Raw genomic sequence first — 18,644 nt, 5'->3', positions numbered from 1 at the left:
GAACGATATGCAAATAAAGGGCTTTAGCCCCGGCCGGCCAGCGACATGATCTTCTCGCGCAGCATCTTCGCCATATTGCGGGTGCTGCGGTACATGTGGAGCTGGGCTGAGACCTGGCGCATGTCGCGGTCGCCGTTCTGCGTCAGGCCGATCACTAGGGTTCCCATCTCCTCGCGCTCCTGCCAGAAGCGGCTCATGATCGGATGATCCGAGACGGCGCAGGAATCGGAGCGCACGATATTGGCGTCGTCGAGATGCCACTCGGTGAGTTCGCTCATCAACAGCTTGCCCGGCGAATAGCGGGCATAGTTCTCGTCATAGGCGGTCTTCCAGGTGTAGGCCTCGCCGCCCATCATCAAAACGACGATGGCGGCAATCGCCTTGCCGTTGAGGTCGATCGTGTGAATACGCACGGCGTCGACGGCGGCAAGGTTCGACACCGCCTCGCGGGCGAAAGCCGTATGATAGCGATCGGTGACAAGAGCGCTTCGCCGCTTACCCTTCCAGCCGCCGGCTTCCATAGCCAGGAATTCCTCGAAACGGATGTGGATTTCGCGGGGCTGGCGGGCGACGGCATACACCGCCGTTCCCTGTTCCTCCAGCAGACGCCACTGGCGGCGCATCTCGCGCATGTGCGAGGAAGAGATGGTGCGGCCGAGATAGGCCGGCGCCTCTTCGTCACTCTGCAGCATCGGCCGCAAGTAGGGATTGGTGACGGTGACGGGAAGATTGCGGCTGAGCGCCACGGCCTTGACCATGCGCACGAAGATGCCGTTCAGCCTGAGATCCGGCAGAACCAGTATGCCGGGCAGATTGAGATCGCGCGCGGTCAGTCCCTCGAAGAGGTTGTCGAGGGTCTCGGCTGCATCCTCGCTGTCGACCAGCGGCGTGCCAAGCGGGCCGAAGCTGTTCGACCAGCCGCGGATGATCGACGGACCGACGGCAAAGCCCGGCTTGTCGATCGAAAACGGCATCAGAAAGCGCATGCGGCTGCGGCCGGCATTGTGGTCGCGGATCAGGGCGAAGTTTACCTGCCGGTCTTCGAGCCGCGGCATGGCGGGAGCGAGAAAGCGGCCGGAGAAGAAGACGTTCGGTTCCATAGCCCGGTGGGAGAGAAAGTCGAGTTCTTCCTGCAGCTCATAGCCGAGCTTGCCCGGGTAGAGGCAGAGCTCGCGTCCCGGTCGTCCGATCTCGGCGCGCGCCTCGGCCCGCGGCGCTTCGAAATGCAGCGCGGCGAGATCATGCACCATGCGGTTGGCAGCGCTGTCGGTGCTTTCGGTAACGGGAGGAATACGCACCATCTATCGAACTCTCATCTCTGGCGTTGCGGCGGAGGGGCTGGCGAAGGCGAAAAGGACGATGCCGAGCGTGCGGCGCACGGCGAGATGCAGCAGGATTGCCTCGACCGCCATGGCGGAAGCCGTGGCGATCGCTGTGCCTTCGATGCCGTAATGCGGGATCAAAGCAAGGTTGAGGCCGACATTGGCCGTCAGCGCGCCGGCGTAGAGCGCGACGCAGATATTCTGTCTGCCGGCCATCATCAGCAGCGTTTCGGCCGGGCCGACCAACGACTTGGCGAGGATGCCGGCGAGCAGGATCGCCATGACCAGATAACCTGAGGTGAAGGCGCCGCCGAAGAGCGACAGCAGAAGATGTCCGGCGGCAAGCACCGCAAGTCCAACACCGAGCGCCGGCCAGAAGGTCCAGCGGGCGGCGTCGATGGCGGCGGTCGCCAGCTGGGCGTGGTCGCCTTCGGCGATAATCGAGGAGAAGCGCGGGCCGGAGGCCGCCTTGACCGAGAAATTGATGAAATGCACCAGCGCCATCGTCTTGGCGGCGGCGAAGTAGATGGCGACGTCGTGCGGCTCGAGGAAAATGCCGACAACGACGACATCGGAATTGGTGAGCAGGAAGCTGACGCCCTCGATCAGGAAAATCGGAAAAGCGACGCTGAACCAGGCGAGGAAATCGACCTTGTGCGGGCCTTTGTCATAATGCCGGCGAAGGCGATAGAGCGTTGCGGCATACTGGCCAAGCGCGGTGACGAAGGTCGCGGCGAGTGCTGCCTGCATCGCGGTGACGGCCGTATGCTCGGCGCCGCTGGCAATGGCAATCAGCATGAAGGCGATGATGAGGATGGGGCGGATAATATAGACCGGGCTCAGCGCCATCACCGGCCAGTGGTTCGCCCGCGAGGTGCCTTCCAGAATGTCGCCGAGCGCGATCATCGGCATGGCGAGCAGGCCGAGGAAGATCGGGACGAGATAATAGACCTGGATCATATCGCCGAAGAAATGCAGCCCGAGCATGCCGGCGGCGAGCACTGCAGTACCCGAAAGCAGTGCAAAGATGCGCGCCGTGCCGGTGAGGCCGCGGATTTCCTCTACGGCGCCGGCTGCCCGGTATTGCGGCAGGAAGCGGATGATCGCCGTTTGGAAACCAAGGCATGAGAGATCGCCGAAGACGACGACCAGTACCCAGACGAAAACGAAGATGCCGTATTCATATTCGCCCATCAGTCGGGCAAGCACGATCTGGGAGACGAAGGCGAGTGCCGCGCTAAGGATGCGAATCGTGAAGGCCGTCAGCGCCATGCGCTGAGCGGCCGCCTTCTCACCACGTTCGGTGAGCACCGCTGCAAGCATGCGCAACGCGCGGCCGCCGATCAGGCGCAGGCCCGCGGGCAGCATTTTCTCCGCTGTTTCTATGACCGCCATGATGAACACGCAAAACTCTGAAAGTCAGGCAAATCGTCCCGAAGTCTTGACAGAACAGGGTTAAGAAACGGTTCCGGATCGGGCTTGCCGCCCGACACTGTAATTCCGGTTTTCCGGCGCTGCCGCAGAAAAGAAAATGCCGCCCGAAGGCGGCATTTTCGCAGTCTTTGCGGCTTGCCTCAGACCTGTTCGAAGGCGCCGTGGCAATGCTTGTATTTCTTGCCGGAACCGCAGGGGCAGGTCTCGTTGCGGCCGACTTTGCCCCAGGTGGCCGGGTCATCAGGATTGCGGTTCTCGGGAGAAACGAGGACTTCCGATGCCTGGTAGATCGCCGGGGCGAAATCGTCCTCGCCGGTCGTCGGATCCAGGTGGTGGGCCTGCATCAACGGCGGTTCGGGCTCGACAGGGGCCTGCTGCACCAGCTCGACGCGCATCAGCTGTGCGGTCACCGCCTCGCGCAGATTGTTCAGCAGCGCGGTGAACAGCTCGAAGGCTTCCGACTTGTATTCCTGCAGCGGATCGCGCTGGGCATAGCCGCGGAAGCCGATGACGGAGCGCAGATGGTCGAGATTGACGATGTGCTCGCGCCAGAGATGATCGAGCGTCTGCATGACCACCGAGCGTTCGACATAATGCATGATGTCGTCGCCGAAACGCTCGGCCTTTTCCGTGAAGGCGGCGTTGGTGGCTTTCGTCAGGCGCTCGCGGATATCGTCTTCGCCAATGCCTTCTTCCTTCACCCAATCTTCAACCGGCAGGTCGAGATTAAGGATGTTCAAGGCACCGGTCTTCAGGCCAGCTGCATCCCATTGCTCGGCATAAGCGCGCTCGGGGATGTGCTTTTCGACCAGATCCTCGATCACCTCACGACGCATGTCGGAAACGGTTTCGGAAATATTGGTCGATTCCATCAGTTCGAGGCGCTGCTCGAAGATCACCTTGCGCTGATCGTTGAGAACGTCGTCGTACTTCAACAGGTTCTTACGGATATCGAAGTTGCGGGCTTCGACCTTCTTCTGGGCGCGCTCCAGGGCCTTGTTGATCCACGGATGGACGATCGCCTCGCCCTCCTTGAGCCCGAGCTTGGTCAGCATGCTGTCCATGCGGTCGGAGCCGAAGATGCGCATCAGGTCGTCCTGAAGCGAGAGGTAGAATTTCGAGCGGCCGGGGTCGCCCTGACGGCCGGAGCGGCCGCGCAGCTGGTTGTCGATGCGGCGGCTTTCATGGCGTTCGGTGGCGATGACGTAGAGACCGCCGGCGGCGAGCGCCTTCTGCTTAAGTTCCTTGATTTCCTCGACGATTGCCTGGATCCGGGCGTCGCGCTCGGGACCGGCTTCGACTTCGCCGAGTTCGCGCTCGATGCGCATGTCGAGGTTGCCGCCGAGCTGAATGTCGGTACCGCGGCCGGCCATATTGGTGGCGATCGTGATGGCACCCGGCACGCCGGCCTGTGCGACGATATAGGCTTCCTGCTCGTGATAGCGGGCGTTCAATACCTTGAAGTCGTCGAAGCCCTGATTGCGCAGGCGTTCGGCGAGCAGTTCGGATTTTTCGATCGAGGTGGTGCCGACCAGTACCGGCTGGCCGCGCTTGTGGGCGTCGAGGATCTCCTCGATGATCGCCTTGAACTTCTCGTCAAAGGTCCGGTAGACCTCGTCGTCCTCGTCGAGGCGCTGGATCGGCAGGTTGGTCGGAACCTCGATGACATCGAGATTATAGATGTTGGCGAATTCTTCCGCTTCCGTCTGCGCTGTACCGGTCATGCCGGCGAGCTTGGCATACATGCGGAAATAGTTCTGGAAGGTGATCGAGGCCAGCGTCTGGTTTTCCGGCTGGATCTGCACCCTTTCCTTGGCTTCGAGCGCCTGGTGCTGACCTTCCGAATAGCGGCGGCCCGGCATCATGCGGCCGGTGAACTCGTCGATGATGACGACTTCGTCGTTGCGGACGATATAGTCCTTATCGCGCTGGAACAGCTTGTGGGCCTTCAGCGCGTTGTTGACGTGGTGGACGATCGCGACGTTCTCGATGTCGTAGAGTGCGTTGCCCTTCAAGAGGCCGGCCTGACGAAGCAGGTTTTCCAGCTTCTCGGTGCCCTCTTCGGAGAAGTTGGCCGAGCGCTGCTTCTCGTCGATCTCGTAATCGCTAGGCACCAGCATCGGAATGTAGGCGTCGATCGTATTATAGAGTTCGGAGCGGTCGTCGAGCGGACCGGAGATGATCAGCGGCGTGCGCGCCTCATCGACGAGGATCGAGTCCACTTCGTCGACGATCGCGAAGTTGTGGCCGCGCTGGACCATCTGGTTCTTCTCGTACTTCATGTTATCGCGCAGATAATCGAAGCCGAGTTCGTTGTTAGTGGCGTAAGTGATGTCGCAGGCATAGGCCGCGTGACGTTCCTCGTCGGAGAGGCCGTGGACGATGACGCCGGTGGTCATGCCGAGGAAGCTGTAGACGCGGCCCATGGTCGCGGCATCGCGCTGGGCGAGGTAATCGTTGACGGTGACGACGTGCACGCCCTTGCCGGAAAGCGCGTTCAGATAGACCGGCAGGGTGGCGACGAGGGTCTTGCCTTCGCCGGTCTTCATTTCGGCGATCGCATTCGAATGCAGGATCATGCCGCCGACCAGTTGTACGTCAAAAGGCCGCAGGCCGAGAACGCGGCGCGAGGCTTCGCGCACGACGGCAAAGGCCGGGATCAGAATGTCGTCGAGCGTCTTGCCCTCGGCAAGCAGCGCACGAAACTCTACGGTCTTTGCCGTGAGCTGCTCGTCCGTCAGGGCCTTGGTCTTCTCTTCGATAGAGTTGATGGCAGTGACGTTCGGTTGGAAAGACCGCACGCGGCGGTCATTGGAAGATCCAAACAACTTGCGGGCTAGACCGCCAAAGCTGACCATATGACTGGTCCTTTCTCAAATATTCATCCCCGACGTTTGTTGTTCGCGGCCCAGCCGAAAATCAGGCGCGCGGCTAAAACGCCCGGAAACTGTTCTGGACGCGAGGTTGCGTGACAGATAAGAGGGGGGTCGAATGATGTCAACGGATTTGGCGGATACAGAAAGGCCACAATCCGGTGTTGATGGCTATTTTGGGCCGATTCAGGCGATGCTGAAACCGGCGATGTAACTGTGAAGGGTATTTCATGTTGAGCACCAACAAACTTGCCGTACTGGCGTTTGCAACTTTTGTTGCGCTCCAGGCCCCGGCCTATGCCGATGACGCCGTCATCGCCAAGGTCGGCACGCTGGAGATTCACCAGTCGGAACTCGACCTCGCCGTCGCCAATCTCGACCCGCAGCTGGCGCAGCTTCCCGATGACCAAAAGAAGGTCGCAGCCCTTTCCGCCGCCATCGACGTGAAGCTGCTCGCCGCCGACGCTGCGGCCGAGAAGCTCGATCAGACCGACGAATTCAAGAAGCGCATGCAGTATCTCACCGACCGCGAGCTGCACAACGCCTACTTCAAGAAGCATGTCGTCGACATCGTGACGCCTGAAGAAGTCAAGGCTCGCTACGACAAGGAAGTCGCTGCTCTGCCGAAGCAGGAGGAAGTTCACGCCCGTCATATCCTCGTCAAGACCGAGGACGAAGCCAAGGACATCATCAAGCAGCTCGACGCCGGCAAGGATTTCGCCGAACTCGCCAAGGAAAAGTCCACCGATCCGAACAAGTCGGAAGGCGGCGATCTCGGTTATTTCTCGCGCGGCCGGATGGTCAAGGAATTCGAGGACGCGGCCTTCGCGCTGGAGAAGGGCACCTATTCCAAGACGCCCGTCAAGACCGATTTCGGCTATCACGTCATCAAGGTCGAAGATAAACGCGACGCCGCGCCGCCGCCCTTCGAGCAGGTGCAGGATCAGGTTCGTCAGCTCGTCATGCGCGACAAGTATCTTGAACTTCTGAATAAGGCGAAGGCCTCCGCCAAGATCGAAATCACCGACGAGACGCTGCGCAAGGGTTACGATCAGGCCAACAAGCAGCCGGAGCCGGGCAGTGATCCCGTCGCGCCGGCGCCGAAGCAGTAATATTCGCATCAGGGCCCGGTTTTTCCGGGCCCTTTAATATCATTGTTGTTGTTGCATTTCCGGACGGCGAACCGGTTTCCATTCGCCTGGAAATGCCCATTGGCAGGTTTCATCATGTCCGGTTCCGTCTCTCCGCTCGCTCCGAAATCCTTCGTCTCGATGCCGCCGCTGCGCGGCGTGCGCATGGCGACGGCTTCCGCCGGCATCAAGTACAAGGACCGCACCGACGTGCTGATGATGGTCTTTGACAAGCCGGCGGCCGTTGCGGGCGTCTTCACCCGTTCGAAGTGCCCGTCGGCGCCGGTCGATTTCTGCCGGGCCAATCTGCCGCATGGCAGTGCCCGCGCCGTCGTCGTCAATTCCGGCAATGCCAATGCCTTCACCGGCCTGAAGGGCCGCCAGGCGACCGCACTGACGGCGAAGTCGGCTGCCGCTGCAGTCGGCTGCGCCGAAAACGAAGTCTATCTGGCCTCGACCGGCGTCATCGGCGAGCCGCTCGACGCCACCAAATTCTCAGGCGTTCTGGAGCGGATGCAGGTCGAAGCGACCGGCGATTTCTGGTTCGAGGCCGCCAAGGCGATCATGACGACCGACACCTATCCAAAAGTTTCGACCCGCAGCGCCGAGATCGGCGGCGTCGTCGTGACGATCAACGGCATTGCCAAGGGCGCCGGCATGATCGCGCCCGATATGGCGACGATGCTTTCCTTCGTCGTCACCGATGCCGACATCGCGCCCGAGGCGCTGCAAGTGCTTCTGTCCGATGGCGTCGGCCCGACCTTCAATTCCATGACCGTCGACAGCGACACTTCCACCTCCGACACGCTGATGCTGTTTGCGACGGGTGCTGCGGCCAAGGACGGCCAGGCCCGTATCGAAAGTGCCGACGACCCGCGCCTTGCAGCATTCCGGGCCGCACTCAACGACGTGCTGAAGGATCTGTCGCTGCAGGTGGTGCGGGACGGCGAGGGCGCCACCAAGATGCTCGAAATCACCGTGACGGGCGCCGAGAGCGATGCCGCAGCCAAGCGCATCGGACTGTCGATCGCCAATTCGCCGCTGGTCAAGACGGCGGCCGCCGGCGAAGACGCCAATTGGGGCCGCATCGTCATGGCGGTCGGCAAATCGGGCGAGATGGCCGACCGCGACCGGCTGGCCATCTGGTTCGGCGACATCAGGGTCGCGGTCAATGGCGAGCGCGATCCCGATTATTCCGAGGAGGCCGCCTCGAAGGTCATGAAGGCGCAGGATATCCCCGTCAAAGTTGACATTGGACTCGGCACTGGTTCGGCAACCGTCTGGACCTGCGACCTCACCAAGGAATATGTTGCGATCAATGGCGACTATCGGAGCTGATCGTTCTTTGGTGCAGGCATCCATCTCTTCACACAATCTGCCGCTGGTGCGCAGGCTGGAGGCCGTCGGCTTCCGGGCCTGGCCGGCGGCGTCCGTGCAATATGACGGCAGCTGGCAGGTGCGGCTGACGGCCGGCCATCCGTCCAACCGGCTGAATTCGATCGTGCCGCTCGATCCCTCGGACCATCGCGACGTCGAAATCCGCCTGGAAAAGGCGAGCCGGAAGTTCGAGGCCTATGGCCGCGCCGCCGTCATCCGCCAGACGCCGCTTGCTTCGCCGGTGCTGATCGAGCTTCTGCGCGCGCAGAGCTGGACGCGGTTCGACGAGACGGTGGTGATGACCTGCGACCTTGCCGAGGCCGAGCTGCCGGATACGCTCGATCACCTGCCGACCCATGATATCGGCCGGTTCGTCGACGCCAACCTCGCCGTCGACCGGGCGCCACTGAACTTGAAGCCGGCGCTTGCCGAGATCATTTCGGCGATCAAGCCGCCGTCCGGCCTGTTCATGATCGAGAATGCGGCGGACGGCCCGCTGGCGACCGTGCTCTGCGTTCAGGACAACGACCTTGCCGGCATCATGTCGCTTTCGGTCTCCGAAACGCGGCGGCGCGAGGGACTGGGCACCGAGATCCTGACCTCGGCGCTGCGCTGGGCGCGCATGCGCAGCGCCCGATCGGCCTGGCTGCAGGTGAAGTTGTCCAACCGTCCGGCCATCGCACTCTATGAACGCCTCGGTTTTCGCGACGCTTATCATTATTGCTATTGGCAGCAGGAGCCGCGATGAGCGATGCCGGCCGGAAGATATTGCTGGTTGTCGCCTGTGCGCTGATCGATGCCGATGGGCGTATCCTATTGGCACAGCGCCCCGAGGGAAAGTCGCTTGCCGGGTTGTGGGAGTTTCCCGGCGGCAAGGTCGAGCCCGGCGAGACGCCGGAGGAAACGTTGGTGCGGGAGCTCGAAGAGGAGCTCGGCATCAACACCAAGATCGCCTGCCTGGCACCGCTGACTTTCGCCAGCCACTCTTACGAAACCTTCCACCTTTTGATGCCGCTTTATATCTGCCGGCGTTACGAGGGCATTCCCCAGGGCCGCGAGGGTCAAGCACTGAAATGGGTGCGTCCGCAGGCGCTACGCGATTACCCGATGCCGCCGGCCGACGAGCCGCTCATCCCAATGCTGCAGGATTTACTTTAAAGCGCATCACGCCGATCCGGATTCGGATGATGCGCTTTAGTCTTTGTCTTTTGCATGATGCCTCCCCGGAACCGCTGCGAATTTCCCGATGATATGTATTAGCGTTACCTGATTATTATCATGCCGGGCCATTTTCGGCTGTGGATATTAATGGATCATTTAACACCTTCTGCCAAAGATCGGCCTCAATCAAGCATCTGGCGTGCGTGTATTAAAAGGCTTGACGTCATGGACGATGATTTCTGGAAAGCTGTCCGGGAAAAGGAACGGGTTTCGTCTGCCTCGCGCAGGACGGGTGCGCTTAATATCGCCCTTCTGTTCGGCACGGCGGTGGTCGCCCTGACGCTTATCCTGACGCCGATGCTTGCGGATTCCTCGAAGAAGAGCGTCTTTGCCAGCGCGCCGCTTGAATTCGACACGATGACAACCGGATCGATCCCGAAGAGCGAAAGCGGCAAGCGTTATACGATCCGCCGCAGCGTCCTCCAGGATACGCCCGGCTCGGTCTGCGTCGTCCAGGGCTATGGCGTCGGCGCCGGTTGCTGAAAAATGCCGGCCATCGCCCGATGGTCGTGGAATGGTCGTTTGCTGTCAGTTCGCGCCAAGGGTTGGGGTCATGCATCTTTTGAAAGCATTTCTTGCAGATAACAGAGGTGCGACGGCCATCGAGTACGGTCTGATCGCCGCGCTCATTTGCGGCGCTCTCGTCTCGGGTCTCGGGTTCTTCACCGGCGCCCTTCAGAATGTCTTCAACGTGATCAACAACGGTATGATCACAAATTGAAGAGACCGTCGCTGTCACTGGCTGAGCTTGTGCTCGTCCACCTTCAGCGCATCGGCAAGGCGTGCCTTGGCTGAACCCGGCTTCAGCGGCTTTTGCTGGCTCTCGTGCGGCGCCCATCCCGAGACATAGATGATCGAGAAGGTCGCGCGGATGCGCCCGTCGGGATCGGAATAGCGCTCGGCATAGATCTCGGCTGCACGCAGGAAGAAGGCGCGCGTCAGCGGCACCCGGCCCCGGGCTGCAAGCGGATTGCTCATGCCCATGGCTCTCAGATCCCGCATCAGCGGAAATAGCGAGTCATATCGTACCGTGTAGTTTTCCGCGTCGATCACCGGCAGCGCGAAGCCGGCGCGCTGCAAGAGGCTGCCGACATCGCGCACATCGGCGAAGGGGATGACACGCGGGCTTGCGCCGCCTGTCATCTCGACCTCGGTGGCCAGCAGCACGTCGCGCAGTTCCTGCAGCGTGCTGGCACCGGGGATAGCCGCCAGGAATAGGCCGTCCGGCTTTAGAGCGCGACGGATCTGGATGAAGACGCCTGGCGTATCGTTGGTCAGATGCAGGCTGAGCGGAGCAAGGATGAGATTGGCCGATTGCGGCTGGAGCGGCACGTCCTCAAGCGGCGCCTCGATCAAGGTTTCGCCTGGGCTCGCATAGGCCTTCTCGCTCTCGACGCGCATCATCGTGCCGATCTTGCCGGTCGCCAGCGCGGCACGGGCGGCGGCTCCAGTTGCGCCATGCAGTTCGACGGCGGTCTCGAAGGTCCGCTCGATAACAGCAAGCCTTTCCGCCATTTCCTCAGCGGCAATGTCGAGCAGGAAGGCGGCTTTCGGGTCGTTATTCGCGAGCGCGCGATGACGATGTGCGGCGATCAGGGCTCTGTCGAAGATCGATTCCATGACGATGTCATTAATCCTGTGGCGCTGACGCAGCAAGACGATTTTCCTTTCTGGAAGAACGCGCTAAAGCGCGTCGCGATCTTTCAGATTCGCTCCATGCGCTTTAGCTCTTTGTTTTTACGCATGTCGTTGACGCAAAAACCGCTGCACACTTTTGCGCGACATGCTTTAGTCTCAGCCGCATGAGGCCGATCGATGGCAAAACACGGACGGAGTTCTTGCGGGCGCAGCTCTTGCGGCCGTTTTCCGTGCTTGCAGATTTTCTCTATCCCCCCGCCTGTTCCGTCTGCGGCATTTCGACCGGCGGCCATCGCGGGCTGTGTGCGAAATGCTGGTCCGGCATCCGCTTCATCGAACGGCCCTATTGCGAGGTGCTCGGCATTCCCTTCTCGCATGATCTCGGCACCGGCATCCTCAGCGCCGAGGCGATTGCCCACCCGCCGCCCTTCGATCGGCTGCGCTCGGCTGCGACCCACGACCATGCGGTTCGCGATCTCGTGCATGGGTTGAAATATCGCGACCGCACCGATCTGGCGCCGATGATGGCTGCCTGGATGCTGCGCGCTTCCGACGGGACGGTCGAAAGCTGCGATGCGCTGATCCCGGTGCCGCTGCACCGCACCCGTATGCTGGCGCGCAAATTCAACCAGGCAGCCGAACTTGCCCGCCATATGGCAAGGCTCTCGGGTAAGCCGCTTCTTGCCGCCACACTTGTGCGCGTCAAGCGCACCAGCCAGCAGGTTGGCCTTGGCGCGAAGGCGCGCGAAGGCAATGTCAGGGGCGCTTTCGCGATTGCCAAAGGTTGCGAAAACGACATTTTCGGCAAGCGCATCGTCCTCGTCGACGACGTCTATACAACAGGGGCGACGGTGGCTGCGGCAAGCCGGACGCTGCGCAAGGCGGGCGCGGCCGAGATAACGGTTTTGACCTTTGCAAGGGCGTTGTCCGAGCCTATATGACAGAAATACCCGGCATCGGTCTGGAGAGATTATGATACCCGTCACCATCTATACGCGGCAATTCTGCGGTTTTTGCAGCCGCGCCAAGTCCCTTCTCGAAGAAAAGGGTGTCGACTACGTCGAGCACGATGCGACATATTCACCGGACCTTCGCCAGGAGATGATCGGCAAGTCGAACGGGCGTACCACCTTCCCGCAGATCTTCATCGGCGGCGATCATGTCGGCGGTTGCGACGATCTCTTTGCGCTCGATCGGGCCGGCAAGCTCGATCCGATGCTGGCGGCCTGAGGACGAACCGATGAGCTTCAAGGCCGCCGCCGTCCAGATGTGTTCCGGGGTCGATCCGGTGAAGAATGCCGCCGCCATGGCGCGGCTGGTGCGCGAGGCCGCCGCCCAAGGCGCGACCTATGTGCAGACGCCTGAGATGACCGGCATGCTGCAGCGCGACCGCGCGGCGGCGCGTGCGGTGCTCGCAGACGAGACGCATGACATCATCGTCAAGACCGGCTCCGAGCTCGCCCGGGAACTCGGCATCCACATGCATGTCGGCTCGACGGCGATCGCGCTTTCCGACGGCAAGATCGCCAATCGCGGTTTCCTCTTCGGCCCCGACGGCAGGATCCGCAATCGCTACGACAAGATCCACATGTTCGACGTCGACCTCGACAATGGCGAGAGCTGGCGTGAAAGTGCTGCCTATACGGCTGGCTCGGAGGCGCGCGTCCTGTCGCTGCCCTTTGCCGAAGTGGGCTTTGCGATCTGCTACGATGTGCGCTTTCCAGCACTCTTCCGCGCCCAGGCGGTTGCCGGCGCCGAGGTGATGACAGTTCCCGCCGCCTTTACCAAGCAGACCGGCGAAGCGCATTGGGAGATACTGCTCAGGGCACGCGCGATCGAGAACGGTGTCTTTGTCATCGCCGCCGCGCAGGCCGGCCGGCACGAGGACGGGCGCGAGACCTTCGGCCATTCGATGATCGTCGATCCCTGGGGCACGGTGCTGGCGTCGGCCGGCGCCACAGGGGAGGCGGTCATCATCGCCGACATCGATCCCGGCGCGGTCAAGGCTGCGCATGACAAGATCCCGAATCTGAGGAACGGCCGGGAGTTCTCGGTCGAGAAGATTGCGGGAGCAGTCGCCGGAGGCGTCGCCGCTTGATCCGCTATTCCCTCACTTGCGACAATGCCCATGAATTCGAAGGCTGGTTTTCGGAAAGTGCCGATTTCGATCGTCAGGTCGCGACCGGTTTCCTGACCTGTCCGGTCTGTCATTCCGCCGCCGTCTCCAAGCTCCTGATGGCGCCCTCGGTGTCGACGGCGCGGAAGAAGGACGAGAGGCAGACGCTGGCGATGGATGCCCTGCGTCAGGAGTCGCTGCAAAAGCTCAAAGAGGCGGTCGCCGCGGTCAAGGCCAATTCCGAGGACGTCGGCACGCAGTTTCCCGAGGAAGCCCGCAAGATCCATTATGGCGAGGCGGATGCCCGCGGCATCATCGGCCAGGCGACGGTCGACGAGGCGCAGGCGCTGCTCGAAGAGGGCATCGAGATCGCCGCCATTCCGGTTTTACCTGAAGATGTGAACTGAAATGCAGTCCGCGCGTCTTGCCCTCTACAATTTCGGCCTGCACATCGCGCCTGCCGAAAGCGAAACGGTCGAAGGCTTCGTTCTCCGCGAGCCCTTGAATTTCGAAGCCGCCGGCCGTGCCTGCGGCTTTATCGGACGCTCCGGTTATCCCGGTTATCCCGGAGCCAGAAGCTGGGGCGTTCAAGTCTTTCCCCGTTATATCGAAGGCAGCGGTTTTACGTCCGCGCCCTCCTCCCTTTCGCTCTGGGCCGACATCGAGTGCCTGATGGCCTTTACCTATAACGGCGTGCATGCCGAGGCGCTGAAACACGCGCGCAACTGGAATGTGACACAGACATGGCCGCCGCTGGTTCTGTGGTGGGTGTCGGGGCATCACCGGCCCGATTGGCAGGAGGGTGTCGAACACCTCGAATATCTTGCCGATCACGGGCAAAGCCCTCGCGCCTTTACGTTCAAGCAGGCTTACGGGCCTGGCGGAGCGGAGACGACAATCGATCGCGACCGGGTCAGGGAACTTGCCGCTCGCAATGCAGAAACTCAAAAGGATCTGCTTGCCTGCGTCCGAACGCTGAAAGTGTAGCGCTTATTATCGGTGGAGCTATGCGGGTCGCTTCGCCAGCAGCATATAATTCACGTCCATATCCCTGGACAGGCTCCACTGATTCGACAGCGGATTGAAGAAGACGCCGGTGCGGTCGCTGATTTCGAGCCCGCTTGCCGCCAATGGCTTTTCCAGCTCTTCCGGGCGCACCAGTTTTTCATACTGGTGGGTGCCGCGCGGCAGCCAGCGTAAGATGTTCTCGGCAGCGAAGATGGCAAGCGCTGCCGCCTTCATGGTGCGGTTGATGGTGGCAACGAAGATCAGGCCGCCGGGGCGGACCATTTTCGCGCAGGTGGTCATGAAGAACTCGACGTCGGCGACGTGTTCGACCACTTCCATGTTTAAAACGATGTCGAAAGTTTCGCCGGCGTCTGCCAGCTCCTCGGCGGTGACGGCGCGATAATCGACCGAAACGCCGGAAGCCCTGGCATGGGTCGAGGCGATGCCGATATTCTTCTCGGACGGATCGGCGCCGGTGACTGAGGCGCCCATGCGGGCGACCGGTTCAGACAACAGACCGCCGCCGCAGCCGATATCGAGTACGCGCAGGCCGTCGAGCGGGCGGGCGCTTTTCGGTTCACGGCCGAAATTCTCGCAGGCCTTGTCTCTTATATAGGTAAGGCGGACGGGGTTGAATTTGTGCAGCGGCTTGAACTTGCCGGTCGGGCTCCACCATTCCGCCGCCATTGCCGAGAAGCGGTCCACCTCGGTCTGGTCGATCGTCCTTCTGGCGGTTTCCGTCATCGTCCTCTCCATCGTTCGTCCCAAGTGAAGTCGGACGATCGCGGGCATAAGTCAAGGGGCACGGTTCAGGGTGGCGGCAGACGCGTTGGGTGATGCCGGTTGCGATTAGGCGTGCCTCCAGTGCAGCACCATGGGAAAGTACATGTTCGTCGCCGAAACGGCGGCCGACAATCTGCAACCCGACGGGCAGCGAGAGGGCCGGAAGCTGCGGCAGCATATTGAAGGGACAGGTCATGTCGAGACCCTTGAAGCGGCCATCGGTAAGCGTCGAGACATGCATATTGTTTTTGTGAACAAATGACGAAGGAAGGCGGACGGATCGAACATAACCCCAAGAGGTTATGCCGAGCGAGCGGTGCGGCCTGTTCCCAGAGGAGATCCGAGTTGCAGGGGCAGGAGAAGCGTATGCGGCGGTCGCAATGCTTGCTACCGTCGCTTACGGGCATCAGGCAGTTGCCGCTGGCCGGTTGGCGATCTTGTCGTACCAGGCCTTCAATGCCGTCGTCTCAGCAGGGATTGGCGCGGAGATTGCGTTTGTAGCGAAATCCACGGTCACCAGTGCCGTGATATCGGCCACCGAGAAGGCATTGCCGGCAACAAAGGGGACGTCTTTTAGGCGCATTTCGAGATCGCCGTAGAAATTGGCGAGACGTTTCCTGCTACGGTCGATGAGGGCAGGGATCTGTTCGTAATCATGCGGGCCAGCAATGGCGCGGTCCTTCAGTCCTGGCACGGTGTTGCGGATCGCTTCCATTGTGGAGGCGAAGCCTTCCGCCTCTACCCGCCGATCCCACATGGCAATGATCGCTTTTTCCTTCGGCGTCGTACCGAGCAGCGGCACATCAGGATATGCCTCGTCGAGATAACGCTGGATGGCTGGAACCTCGCCGATCGCCGTGCCGTCATCGAGCACGAGGGTCGGCACCACCACGCGCGGGTTGACCGCCCGGTAGCTATCGGAGAATTGCTCCTTGGCGCCCAGGTCGATAGCGACCAGTTCGACGTCGAGGCCCTTTTCGGCGATCAGTATCCGCACGCGGCGAGAATTGGGCGAACCCTTGGATTGATAGAGTTTCATTGTCCTGTCCTTGAAGGATTGAGATGGATGAGCGTTTACAGTTTCGATCCGCCGTCGACGCGGAGTGTGTCGCCGGTGATCCACCGGGCATCGTCGGAAGCGAGGAAGACGATGGCGCCGGCAATATCGTCCGGTTGGGCGATGCGCTTCAGCGCCTGCATGCCGAGCGTGAAATCCCGGCCGGCATCCGTCTTGGTGAAGTTCGACATGTCGGTCTCGACGACGCCGGGGGCAACGGCATTGACTCGGATGCCATGCGGGCCGAGCGCCGAGGCAAAATGCTTGACCAGTGTATCGATTGCGCCCTTCGTCGCGGCATAGGCCGAAAGCGTGCCGACCGAGGCATGCGCCGCGAGCGAGGAGACGAAGATGACACTGCTGTCGGTGCACATCACCGGCCGCAGCTGCTGCACGAGGAAGAAAGGCGCCCGGACATTGACGGCGTAGAGACCGTCGAAGTCTTCGACCGTCATGTCCTCGATTGTCGCGGCTTTCGAGACGCCTGCGTTTGCCACCAGAATGTCAAGTCGCCCGCCGATAATGTCGCGGGTCTGCCTGGCGAGCTTGTGCGGTCCGTCTACTGCCGAAAGGTCGGCACCAATTTTTTCGGCGCGGCCGCCGGTTGCGCGGATCTCGGCGACAACAGCGTCGGCTTCTGCCGGGCTGCTAGCGTAGTGGACGAGCACCTGTGCGCCTGCCTTGGCCAGCGCCCGCGCGCTGGCGCGGCCGATGCCGCGCGAGGCACCAGTGACGAGGGCGGTTTTACCTGAAAGATTGGGCACGAAGGTCTCCTTTCGAGTTAGAATTCAGGATGATCCGCGCATGGTCCATCGGCCGGTAGTCGCGTGCCGGATGTCGGCTGGGCTTGTCGGAGTGCTGGATTGCGCCGGTTTGGGTCGGTTACTTCAGTGCATCGAGGAAATGAGATGCGTGCGCGACGAAGAGCTCGGGATACTGATACTGCGAGCCGTGGTTCGCATCGGGGTGATGATGAGCTGCGCGTTCGGGATGTGTTGCGGCAGGATGAAGGAGTTGACGGTATAGATGATCACGTCGTGTCCTCCATTCACGACCAGCGTCGGCTGATGGATCGCTTTGAGATAGTCGAAGGGATTCTCGCGAGGAGCGCCCCACTTGCCAAGTGCTGCGATCTGGGCCGATGCTACCTTGTCGCTGACGTCCGGATCACGACCCTCGCTGCGTAGACGGAAGCGCTTCAGATATTCGCGGCCGGCTGTCTGACTTTTCTCGGAAGGTGTGAAAAAGACGCCAAGCCAGAGATTATCCGGATCCGCATAACTTGCGCCGAAGATCTGTTGGGCCTCGGGCGTCAATGTTGTCCTGCCTTCACCGCTGCGCGGACCGGTACCGACGAGGATCAGCCGGCGCACGAGCAACGGTTCTGCGATCGCCAGTTCCTGGGCGACAAGTCCGCCGAGCGAGAAGCCGAGAACGTCGACCTCAGTCAGCCCAAGCGCCTTGATGAAGACTGCGGCGTTGATGGCCATTTCTTCGATTGAAGTTGGCACTTCGCCAGAGGTGCTTGATATGCCGGCATTGTTGAACAGGATCACCTCGCGATTCCTTGCCAAACCATCGGTTACCAGTGGATCCCAATGATCCATCGTACCGGTGAAGTGCATATTGAAGACGAGCGGAATGCCGCCTTGATTGCCAAAACGCGATAGGCGAACCGGATACCGTTGGCGTCGACGAATTCGGTCGGGGCGGTCTGGTGGGTAAACATCGTATTCATCCCTTGCTGGAGTTTGGAGGATGCGGGCGGCCAGGGGCCGCCCTTGAGTTCGGGATTAACCAGCAGTCTTGCCGCCATCGACCGTGACGATCTGGCCGGTGATGAACGAAGCCTTGTCGGAAGCAAGGAAGGCGATGGCATGGGCCATCTCTTCCGGCTGGCCGATACGGCCAAGCGGCACGCCAGAAAGCAGTGCAGTCTTGTTCTCCGGTGTGCCGGTGAAGCGGTTCAGCATGCCCGTCTCGGTCGGGCCAGGTGCCACGGCATTGACACGAACGCCGGTCGCGGCGACTTCGAGCGCCGCCGACTTGGTCATGCCTTCGACCGCATGCTTGCTGCCGACGTAAACGGACGCGCCGGCGGCTCCTTCATGACCATAGGTCGACGAGATATTAATGATACTGCCGCGGCCCTGCGCCTGCATGACGCGCAACTCGTGCTTCATCGAAAGCAGCGTACCGAGCACGTTGGTATCGAAGGTCGCTCCATAGCTCTCAGCGGTTTGTTCGGTCACGGCACCCGGCTTGCCTTCGGTGCCGGCGTTGTTGACCGCTGCATCCAACCGACCGAAGCGTTCGATCGTCTGATCCACCAGCTTGCGGACATCGTCATCGTCGCGAACATCCGCGCGGATGAACTCGGCTTCAGCGCCTAGCGAGCGAAGCTCGGTTTCCAAGGCATGGCCTGCTTCCTCATTGCGGCCGGAAACGACAACTCGGTTACCTTCCTTGGCCAGTGCTACTGCAGCGGCCCGACCGATGCCGGTCAGCGCGCCTGTGATAAGAACGACGGGGGTAGACATGATATTAATCCTTTGAAATTCATTGTTTTTCCGAAAGACGGATCAAAACAGGCGCAGATTTTGTCGTCTGATTTCGTTTCCGTGATCGTTTCCGTTGAGCAAAGATCTAGGCGCTTCTTGCGCCGATGAAAAAGACTTTGTAAGT

The 18,644-nt window shown here is 61.2% G+C and carries 21 protein-coding genes; 12 read left to right on the top strand and 9 right to left on the bottom strand.

The features are described from left to right. Positions 1 to 23 precede the first annotated feature (23 nt). The 3 genes from HJB83_RS31505 to secA form a co-directional block, all read right to left on the bottom strand. Positions 24 to 1,301 (bottom strand): GNAT family N-acetyltransferase, encoded by a 1,278-nt coding sequence (locus tag HJB83_RS31505; RefSeq protein ID WP_207581967.1) that lies wholly within the window; start codon positions 1,299 to 1,301, stop codon positions 24 to 26. Further along, the gene (locus HJB83_RS31500; RefSeq protein ID WP_221133193.1) at positions 1,302 to 2,717 is read right to left on the bottom strand and encodes an oligosaccharide flippase family protein; all 1,416 of its coding nucleotides are present in this window, start codon (positions 2,715 to 2,717) and stop codon (positions 1,302 to 1,304) included. A 179-nt stretch (positions 2,718 to 2,896) separates the two neighbouring features. Then, a complete protein-coding gene (secA, locus tag HJB83_RS31495; RefSeq protein WP_221133192.1) occupies positions 2,897 to 5,614 on the bottom strand; it encodes a preprotein translocase subunit SecA in 2,718 nt (905 codons plus the stop codon). 245 nt (positions 5,615 to 5,859) lie between these two features. Between secA and HJB83_RS31490 the strand changes: the two genes are divergently transcribed. The 6 genes from HJB83_RS31490 to HJB83_RS31465 all read left to right on the top strand — a co-directional run bounded on the left by HJB83_RS31490 (position 5,860) and on the right by HJB83_RS31465 (position 10,078). Further along, complete coding sequence (locus tag HJB83_RS31490) at positions 5,860 to 6,741, top strand: peptidylprolyl isomerase (RefSeq protein ID WP_207581964.1); 882 nt, start codon at positions 5,860 to 5,862, stop codon at positions 6,739 to 6,741. 114 nt (positions 6,742 to 6,855) lie between these two features. Continuing rightward, complete coding sequence (argJ, locus tag HJB83_RS31485; protein WP_207584384.1) at positions 6,856 to 8,097, top strand: bifunctional glutamate N-acetyltransferase/amino-acid acetyltransferase ArgJ; 1,242 nt, start codon at positions 6,856 to 6,858, stop codon at positions 8,095 to 8,097. Continuing rightward, positions 8,078 to 8,884, top strand: coding sequence for an N-acetyltransferase (locus HJB83_RS31480; RefSeq protein WP_207581963.1), 807 nt, complete (start codon positions 8,078 to 8,080; stop codon positions 8,882 to 8,884). Before argJ ends, HJB83_RS31480 begins: the two co-directional genes overlap by 20 nt. Continuing rightward, a complete protein-coding gene (gene mutT, locus HJB83_RS31475; RefSeq protein WP_007632760.1) occupies positions 8,881 to 9,294 on the top strand; it encodes an 8-oxo-dGTP diphosphatase MutT in 414 nt (137 codons plus the stop codon). The genes HJB83_RS31480 and mutT overlap by 4 nt, the downstream gene beginning before the upstream one ends. Positions 9,295 to 9,522: 228 nt before the next feature. Further along, on the top strand, positions 9,523 to 9,840 hold the full coding sequence (locus HJB83_RS31470) for a hypothetical protein (RefSeq protein WP_207581962.1): 318 nt from the start codon (positions 9,523 to 9,525) through the stop codon (positions 9,838 to 9,840). A gap of 70 nt (positions 9,841 to 9,910) precedes the next feature. Continuing rightward, positions 9,911 to 10,078 carry a Flp family type IVb pilin gene (locus HJB83_RS31465; RefSeq protein WP_207581961.1) on the top strand — a complete coding sequence of 56 codons (168 nt, stop codon included), beginning with the start codon at positions 9,911 to 9,913 and terminating at the stop codon, positions 10,076 to 10,078. A gap of 14 nt (positions 10,079 to 10,092) precedes the next feature. Here HJB83_RS31465 and HJB83_RS31460 read toward each other — a convergent pair whose 3' ends face one another. Further along, entirely contained in the window at positions 10,093 to 10,977 is an 885-nt protein-coding gene (locus HJB83_RS31460; protein ID WP_221133198.1) for a methyltransferase domain-containing protein, read from the bottom strand. A 182-nt stretch (positions 10,978 to 11,159) separates the two neighbouring features. Between HJB83_RS31460 and HJB83_RS31455 the strand changes: the two genes are divergently transcribed. Genes HJB83_RS31455 through HJB83_RS31435 form a run of 5 tightly spaced genes read left to right on the top strand, consistent with a single transcriptional unit; the run spans position 11,160 to position 14,098 of the window. Continuing rightward, complete coding sequence (locus HJB83_RS31455; protein ID WP_221133191.1) at positions 11,160 to 11,936, top strand: ComF family protein; 777 nt, start codon at positions 11,160 to 11,162, stop codon at positions 11,934 to 11,936. A gap of 31 nt (positions 11,937 to 11,967) precedes the next feature. Continuing rightward, positions 11,968 to 12,225: a glutaredoxin 3 gene (gene grxC, locus HJB83_RS31450; RefSeq protein ID WP_221133190.1), complete on the top strand. Its 258-nt coding sequence runs from the start codon at positions 11,968 to 11,970 to the stop codon at positions 12,223 to 12,225. A gap of 10 nt (positions 12,226 to 12,235) precedes the next feature. Next, on the top strand, positions 12,236 to 13,093 hold the full coding sequence (locus HJB83_RS31445; protein ID WP_221133189.1) for a carbon-nitrogen hydrolase family protein: 858 nt from the start codon (positions 12,236 to 12,238) through the stop codon (positions 13,091 to 13,093). Continuing rightward, positions 13,090 to 13,518, top strand: a complete 429-nt coding sequence (locus HJB83_RS31440) for a DUF1178 family protein (protein ID WP_221133188.1) — start codon at positions 13,090 to 13,092, stop codon at positions 13,516 to 13,518. Before HJB83_RS31445 ends, HJB83_RS31440 begins: the two co-directional genes overlap by 4 nt. Before the next feature lies 1 nt (position 13,519). Next, entirely contained in the window at positions 13,520 to 14,098 is a 579-nt protein-coding gene (locus HJB83_RS31435; protein ID WP_221133187.1) for a DUF3291 domain-containing protein, read from the top strand. A gap of 18 nt (positions 14,099 to 14,116) precedes the next feature. Here the strand turns inward: HJB83_RS31435 and ubiG are convergent, their stop codons facing one another. Next, a complete protein-coding gene (ubiG, locus tag HJB83_RS31430) occupies positions 14,117 to 14,863 on the bottom strand; it encodes a bifunctional 2-polyprenyl-6-hydroxyphenol methylase/3-demethylubiquinol 3-O-methyltransferase UbiG (protein WP_221133186.1) in 747 nt (248 codons plus the stop codon). A gap of 142 nt (positions 14,864 to 15,005) precedes the next feature. Here ubiG and HJB83_RS31425 point away from each other — a divergent pair, with 142 nt between their 5' ends. Next, positions 15,006 to 15,164 (top strand): hypothetical protein, encoded by a 159-nt coding sequence (locus HJB83_RS31425; RefSeq protein ID WP_207581954.1) that lies wholly within the window; start codon positions 15,006 to 15,008, stop codon positions 15,162 to 15,164. Between the two features lie 144 nt (positions 15,165 to 15,308). On the opposite strand, the gene HJB83_RS31420 is transcribed toward HJB83_RS31425, so the two are convergent. The 4 genes from HJB83_RS31420 to HJB83_RS31405 form a co-directional block, all read right to left on the bottom strand. Continuing rightward, a complete protein-coding gene (locus HJB83_RS31420) occupies positions 15,309 to 15,941 on the bottom strand; it encodes a glutathione S-transferase family protein (RefSeq protein WP_221133185.1) in 633 nt (210 codons plus the stop codon). Positions 15,942 to 15,976: 35 nt separating this feature from the next. Then, positions 15,977 to 16,723, bottom strand: coding sequence for an SDR family oxidoreductase (locus HJB83_RS31415; RefSeq protein ID WP_221133184.1), 747 nt, complete (start codon positions 16,721 to 16,723; stop codon positions 15,977 to 15,979). Between the two features lie 123 nt (positions 16,724 to 16,846). Beyond that, positions 16,847 to 17,566, bottom strand: coding sequence for an alpha/beta fold hydrolase (locus tag HJB83_RS31410; RefSeq protein ID WP_405049181.1), 720 nt, complete (start codon positions 17,564 to 17,566; stop codon positions 16,847 to 16,849). Positions 17,567 to 17,752: 186 nt separating this feature from the next. Next, a complete protein-coding gene (locus HJB83_RS31405; protein WP_207581950.1) occupies positions 17,753 to 18,499 on the bottom strand; it encodes an SDR family NAD(P)-dependent oxidoreductase in 747 nt (248 codons plus the stop codon). Positions 18,500 to 18,644: the final 145 nt, after the last annotated feature.

Source organism: Rhizobium sp. NZLR11, assembly GCF_019685115.1.
GTDB lineage: Bacteria > Pseudomonadota > Alphaproteobacteria > Rhizobiales > Rhizobiaceae > Rhizobium.
The sequence above is the reverse complement of the archived record's forward strand: the minus strand, read 5'-3'. Positions and strand labels throughout refer to the sequence as shown.